The sequence below is a fragment of the Glaciimonas sp. GG7 genome (assembly GCF_052976905.1).
In genome coordinates, this window is the sequence record NZ_JBRIIQ010000158.1 from 1 (window position 1) to 5,899 (window position 5,899).

General features: G+C 50.7%; 6 protein-coding genes and 1 riboswitch. All 6 genes read left to right on the plus strand.

All coding sequences use genetic code 11. From position 1 onward, the window contains the following. The first annotated feature begins 216 nt into the window (after positions 1 to 216). The 6 genes from ACVBEF_RS20215 (at position 217) to ACVBEF_RS20240 (ending at position 5,686) form a co-directional block, all read left to right on the plus strand. Positions 217 to 453, plus strand: coding sequence for a type II toxin-antitoxin system CcdA family antitoxin (locus ACVBEF_RS20215; RefSeq protein ID WP_447125711.1), 237 nt, complete (start codon positions 217 to 219; stop codon positions 451 to 453). Further along, positions 454 to 771, plus strand: a complete 318-nt coding sequence (locus ACVBEF_RS20220) for a CcdB family protein (RefSeq protein WP_447125712.1) — start codon at positions 454 to 456, stop codon at positions 769 to 771. A 233-nt stretch (positions 772 to 1,004) separates the two neighbouring features. Next, positions 1,005 to 2,621 (plus strand): NAD+ synthase, encoded by a 1,617-nt coding sequence (locus ACVBEF_RS20225; protein ID WP_447125713.1) that lies wholly within the window; start codon positions 1,005 to 1,007, stop codon positions 2,619 to 2,621. A 153-nt stretch (positions 2,622 to 2,774) separates the two neighbouring features. Continuing rightward, on the plus strand, positions 2,775 to 3,113 hold the full coding sequence (locus tag ACVBEF_RS20230; RefSeq protein ID WP_447125714.1) for a P-II family nitrogen regulator: 339 nt from the start codon (positions 2,775 to 2,777) through the stop codon (positions 3,111 to 3,113). 144 nt (positions 3,114 to 3,257) lie between these two features. After that, a riboswitch (cobalamin riboswitch) is annotated at positions 3,258 to 3,481 on the plus strand. 88 nt (positions 3,482 to 3,569) lie between these two features. Continuing rightward, on the plus strand, positions 3,570 to 5,486 hold the full coding sequence (locus tag ACVBEF_RS20235) for a TonB-dependent receptor domain-containing protein (RefSeq protein ID WP_447125715.1): 1,917 nt from the start codon (positions 3,570 to 3,572) through the stop codon (positions 5,484 to 5,486). Between the two features lie 17 nt (positions 5,487 to 5,503). Further along, positions 5,504 to 5,686 carry a hypothetical protein gene (locus ACVBEF_RS20240; RefSeq protein ID WP_447125716.1) on the plus strand — a complete coding sequence of 61 codons (183 nt, stop codon included), beginning with the start codon at positions 5,504 to 5,506 and terminating at the stop codon, positions 5,684 to 5,686. Positions 5,687 to 5,899 lie beyond the last annotated feature (213 nt).

Sequence of the window (5,899 nt, forward strand, 5' to 3'; positions counted from 1 at the left end):
TCTCCGACTCAGTAGTTCTATGCCGAGTACCACGGACAAGCACGAATCGATCGTGGGTGTAGTTTGCTTGTTCAATTCGTCAGTGCCTGAGGCTACATAGGTTGCATAAATACAATGCGCTTGAGTTTAGCATTGCGCGAATTATCTTGGCGGGGATCGTGCATTACGCCTTATGCGCGAGTATTATGTGCATAGATCATGCGCATAGGAGGCAATATGGATCACGCAGTAATGTCAAAGAGGGCAACTAATATTAGTTTGCCGATAGATGTGTATTTAGCCACAAAAGAGATGGGGATTAATATTTCTCAAGTCTGCGAGCGTGCTTTGCGAGAAATCATTCGCGCTCAAAAAGAGCGCGAATGGAATGATCAAAATGCGGGATACATTAAGGCCTATAACGAACTGGTGGAAACGGAAGGCGTCGCCTTGCAAGAATGGCGGAGCTTTTAAATGGCGCGATTCGACATTTACAGCAATCGAGGCAAGAGTAAAAAGACGACACCGTATCTGATCGACGTGCAAAGCAACGTCATTAGCGGCCTGGCGACGCGGACTGTGATCCCGTTGCGGGCGCTAACTGAGTTTGCCGGAGTGCGCTTGCCGGATGATTTATGTCCGATGATCTCTGTTTTGGGTGATGACTATTTTTTAGATACCCCGCAGCTTGCAGCAATTCCATTGAGTGCGCTGACCGATAAAGTAGGGTCTGCAGAAGAGTATCGACTTCACATTCTGGCTGCGCTGGATCGTGCATTTGGGGCGTATTAGTAGGATTAGGACTTACGCAAAACCGCCCCGGCGGCGTTATCCCTCCTAGCCTTACGTTCGTAATGTCTTCGTCAGTCTGCCTTGCCAGGACAATTTTGCGTAAGTCCTGATGAAGTCAATTTCAGGGAAGCAAGCAGCGCTACCCCATGCGATAATCGTCCATCTTGTCATGCGCTTCGCTGCACCCCTCGCATCATTCTTCATTACTTATATTCATCATTCATATTATTGCCATGACAGTTAAAGTTGCCATCGCCCAAATCAACAGTACCGTCGGAGATCTTGCGGGTAATCGTGCCCGGATCGCTGAGTTTGTACGGCGCGCCGCGCTGGACGGTGCGGATATCGTTTTGACGCCAGAGTTGTCGTTAGTCGGCTATCCGCCTGAGGATTTATTGCTGCGTCAGGCTTTTTACGATAAAACCGCCGAAAGCTTGATCGCGCTCAGTGCCGATCTGGCCGACTTGCGCGATGTTCACGTGATCGTCGGCCATCCGGTGATACAGGATGGCGCTCGGTTCAATGCGGTTTCGGTGATCGTGAATGGTGCGCTATTGGGCAGTTATCGCAAATACGCGTTGCCCAACGATACGGTGTTTGATGAAAAACGCTATTTTTCTTCGGCTGACGTGCCTTTTGTGTTTGATGTGAAGGGCGTGCGCTTCGGTCTCAATATTTGCGAAGATACCTGGTCCCCGCATGCGCCGTCACGCGCACGCGCAGCCGGTGCGCAAGTATTGTTAGTGCCGAACGGGTCGCCGTTTCATATGAATAAGCAGCATCTGCGCTATGAGGTGATGCGCGCCAATGTGGCAACGCTTGGCATGTCGATGGTGTATGCGAATCTGGTTGGCGCGCAGGATGAATTGATTTTTGACGGCAATTCGTTTGTGATGGATCAACAGGGTGAGGTCACGGCACAACTCAAGCACGCGCAAGAGGATTTGCAGATCGTTGAATTTGATGGTGCGTCGCCGCTGACGACGATGTCGGTGATTGCGCCGTTGTCGCTGGAGGCGCAGGTGTATCAGGCGCTGGTGTTGGGCGTGCGCGACTATATTGGTAAAAATGGTTTCCCGAGCGTGCTGCTGGGATTGTCGGGCGGCGTCGATTCTGCGCTGGTGTTGGCCATTGCGGTCGATGCGCTGGGGGCGGACAAAGTACGCTGCATCATGATGCCGTCACCGTACACTGCCGAAATATCGTGGATCGACTCACGCGACATGGTGCAACGCCTTGGTGTGCACTATGATGAAATTTCTATCAATGATTGCTTTAGCGCCTTCAAGACGACGCTGGCGACCGAGTTTGCTGGCGTGGTTGAAGACACGACAGAAGAAAACATTCAGGCGCGTATCCGCGGCACCTTGCTCATGGCGTTGTCGAATAAATTTGGTGCCATTGTGCTGACCACCGGCAACAAGAGTGAAATGGCAGTCGGCTATTGCACGTTGTATGGTGACATGGCGGGCGGTTTTGCTGTCATTAAGGATATCGCCAAGACGCTGGTGTACCGGTTGTGCGCTTATCGCAACACGCTGGGCGAGGTGATTCCGACGCGGATTTTGACGCGCGCGCCCTCGGCGGAGTTGCGGCCTGATCAGACCGATCAGGATTCATTGCCGCCGTACGAGATTTTGGATGCCATTATGCAAATGTATATGGAAGAAAATCAGAGCATCGCCGAGATCGAAGCCGCTGGTTATCGCAGCGAAGACGTGCAACGCATCACGCGCCTGATCAAGATCAACGAATACAAACGCCGTCAGTCGCCGGTGGGTTGCCGTGTGACACATCGGGCGTTTGGGCGTGACTGGCGTTATCCGATTACATCCCGATTTAAAGAATAGGACTTACGCAAAACCGCCCCAGCGGCGTTATCCTTCCTAGCCGTACTAAAGTACTGTCTTCGTCAGTCTGCCTTGCTGGGACAATTTTGCGTAAGTCCTAAAGAATAAATATTCGCCCATCAACATTTTTGTTAATTGCATAAAGGAGTTGTCATGAAGCAAATTACTGCCATTATCAAACCGTTCAAATTGGACGAAGTCCGTGAAGCGCTGGCCGATGTCGGTGTCAATGGCTTAACGGTGACCGAAGTAAAAGGCTTTGGTCGTCAAAAAGGCCATACCGAGTTGTATCGCGGGGCTGAATACGTTGTCGATTTTCTGCCGAAAGTCAAAGTTGAACTGGTGATTGACGACTCTCTGACTGAGCAAGCGGTTGACGCCATCATCAAAGCCGCACGCACGGGCAAAATTGGTGATGGCAAGATTTTTGTGCGAGAAGTTGAACAAGTTATCCGTATCCGTACTGGCGAGACAGGTCCGGAAGCGGTTTAAGTAGTGGTTCTTACCAAACGCAGAGGTGCGTTTGGTGCTTATCGATAAGGCAGCAGCGCAACGCGTTCGCTGCTTTTTTTGTTGTTCGTCGTGTTAAGTGTTGTATTGACGGTGGTATCGATTGCTGTCAGTGCCGATGAATACTAGAATGCCAAGGCTTTTGGTGCTCGCGAACATGTCTGTGTTCGCAGTTAAACGGGAAACACGCTTAGCGTGTGCTGCCCCCGCAACGGTAAACAAGCGTCATGTTCTGCGTAACACTATGCAGATCATGACAGGCTACCTCTGATGCCACTGTGCTTCTTGCATGGGAAGGTAAGGTAGTTGGACTTGTAAGCCCGGATACCGGCCGGAGCAGGTGGAGATACTGTCTTGTAATTTAATCATTGCAAGGCCGTATTTCTTTTCAATCCAGCCCGCGGGGAGGCAGGCTGGTAGCTGCTCACATTTAATCTCATGACCTCAACTATTTTACGGACGCATCCGCGTACCCGTGCTGCCTTTTCAATGACGCGCGCTAATACGTCGCTGCGTTTTTCTACTCTTCTTATTTCTACTTGCGTGATCGGGGCTTTTTCTGCGCCCGGTTTTGCGCAGTCCATCCCGGAGGCCGCGCTTGAGCCGGTACTGGTGACGGCTACCCGTACTGCCCAAAAAGCCAGCGACGTGCTTAGCGATAATGTCGTTATCTCAGCTGAGGACATTGCGCAATCTGGTCAGTCCTCATTGGTTGATCTGTTGCAAAGACAACGCGGTATTGAAGTCACCAGTACCGGCGGCCCAGGCTCGATCTCCTCGGTATTCATGCGTGGCGCAGCCAATAGCCAGAGTGTTGTATTGATCGATGGCGTGCGCGTCGGCTCATCTATATCAGGCGGCGCGACCTGGTCGAGTATTCCATTGCCCCAAATCGACCGTATCGAAATTGTCTACGGCCCACTCAGCACTTTTTATGGTGCCGATGCAATGGGGGGCGTGATCCAGATTTTCACTAAAAAAGGCAGCGGCGCGCCGCGTCTCACAGCCTCTGGCGGCTATGGTAGTTACGGTACACGGAGCATGGACGCCAGTGTTTCCGGTGCGACCGAGGGCGACCACCGCTTTAGCTATGCCATCACTGCTGCGCACGAAAGCGCGACTGGGTTTTCGGCTACCAAGCCTGCTTCTGACTACTATAAACCTGACAATACGGGCTACAAAAAAGATAGCACCAGCGGTCAGTTTGGGTTGGAAATATCCAAGGGTAATGAGATCGGGATGACCTTTTTACAGAGTCGCCTGAACGCCCAGTATGACAATGGCCCGGGTTACGATAATCGTACCGTTCAAGACCTGCAAAATCTGGCGCTGTATTCGAAAAATCAGTTTCTGCCGTGGTGGAGTAGCAATATTCAGCTATCGCAGACGACGGATAAGCAGGTCAATTTTGATCCAGATTACGGCTCTATTGCATCTAGCCGGCAGAATAATTTAAGTTGGCAGAATGATTTGTCAATTGGGACTGACGTGCTGCAATTGCTGGCTGAGCGCCGTGAAGAAGACGTCACCACTACCGACTTCACAGCCAATAACAGAACCACCAACTCTGTTGCTGCTTCTTATCTCCTCAAGCGTGGTGCGCATCTGGCTACCGTTAGTATCCGTAACGACAATAGTTCACAATTTGGCACCCATGCTACGGGTAGCGTTGGCTACGGTTATCGCCTCACCAAGGACTGGCGTGTCAATGCCAGTTATGGCACGAGTTTCCGGGCACCAACGTTCATCGAGTTGTATTACCCTGAGTACGGGTTTGCGTCGAATAAACCTGAAAAAGGTAAAAATGCAGAAATTGGTACGTTGTATGACGATGGCACCTCAACTTTGAGTGCAACGTATTACCGCAACAAAATCACGGATTTGATTGTCTCCACATCGACTTGTCCGGTTGAACAGGATACCCATCCTTATGGTTGCGCCTATAACGTTGATAAAGCCACGCTCGAAGGAATTTCTCTGGGCGCGAGCACAAAACTCGGTAACTGGGCATTGCGCGGATCGTTGGATATACAAAATCCACGTGACGATACTACTGGCCTGGTGCTGGCCCGGCGTGCTAAAAAGCACGGTACGGTAGCGCTTGAATATGGTTTGGGTGCGATCAAGACCGGAGTCGAACTTGTGGTGTCAGGTAGACGTTATGACGATCCTGCCAATACGGTTGTCCTTGGTGGCTACAGTTTGCTCAATCTGTATGCCAGCTATGATTTGAGGGCAAATTGGTCGTTGTTCGGGCGCTGGAATAATGTGCTGAATAAGGATTATGAGTTGGCTAAGAATTACGCTACGGCTGGGTCTAATTTGTTTGTGGGGGTGCGGTATGGGTTTAAGTAAGTATTTTGGAGGAAGCGATGGAGCATAAACCGATAGCAACAGACGCTGAACATGAAGCAGCACTTCGGGAAGTTGAGACCCTTATGGATGCTGAATTTGGTATGCCAGAAGGGGGGCGCCTTGATATTCTTATTTCGTTGATTCAGGCTTATGAGAGTAAACATTTTCCTCTCGATCTTTCGGATTCGGTTGAGGGATAGATAGTGTTTGCTTGAATTAGTTTGTTGAGATTGATGCGGATGGTTTTCGTGTGTTGGTATTTGATGCTGGTTGTGCTTCGTGGAGGTTTTTCGGTTGTTGGTAATTGATGCGGTATGTGCTCCGTTGATGCTTGCCGGGGGCGGCCCGGCAGCCGGTTACTTTCTTTTGCTTCGCCAAAAGAAAGTAACCAAAGAAAAGGCGACCGCAGGTAC

Excerpts from the sequence above, each read along its gene's own strand:
- ACVBEF_RS20215 (WP_447125711.1), top strand. The coding sequence starts at position 217 with ATGGATCACGCAGTAATGTCAAAGAGGGCAACTAATATTAGTTTGCCG.
- ACVBEF_RS20220 (WP_447125712.1), top strand. The coding sequence starts at position 454 with ATGGCGCGATTCGACATTTACAGCAATCGAGGCAAGAGTAAAAAGACG.
- ACVBEF_RS20225 (WP_447125713.1), top strand. The coding sequence starts at position 1,005 with ATGACAGTTAAAGTTGCCATCGCCCAAATCAACAGTACCGTCGGAGAT.
- ACVBEF_RS20230 (WP_447125714.1), top strand. The coding sequence starts at position 2,775 with ATGAAGCAAATTACTGCCATTATCAAACCGTTCAAATTGGACGAAGTC.
- ACVBEF_RS20235 (WP_447125715.1), top strand. The coding sequence starts at position 3,570 with ATGACCTCAACTATTTTACGGACGCATCCGCGTACCCGTGCTGCCTTT.
- ACVBEF_RS20240 (WP_447125716.1), top strand. The coding sequence starts at position 5,504 with ATGGAGCATAAACCGATAGCAACAGACGCTGAACATGAAGCAGCACTT.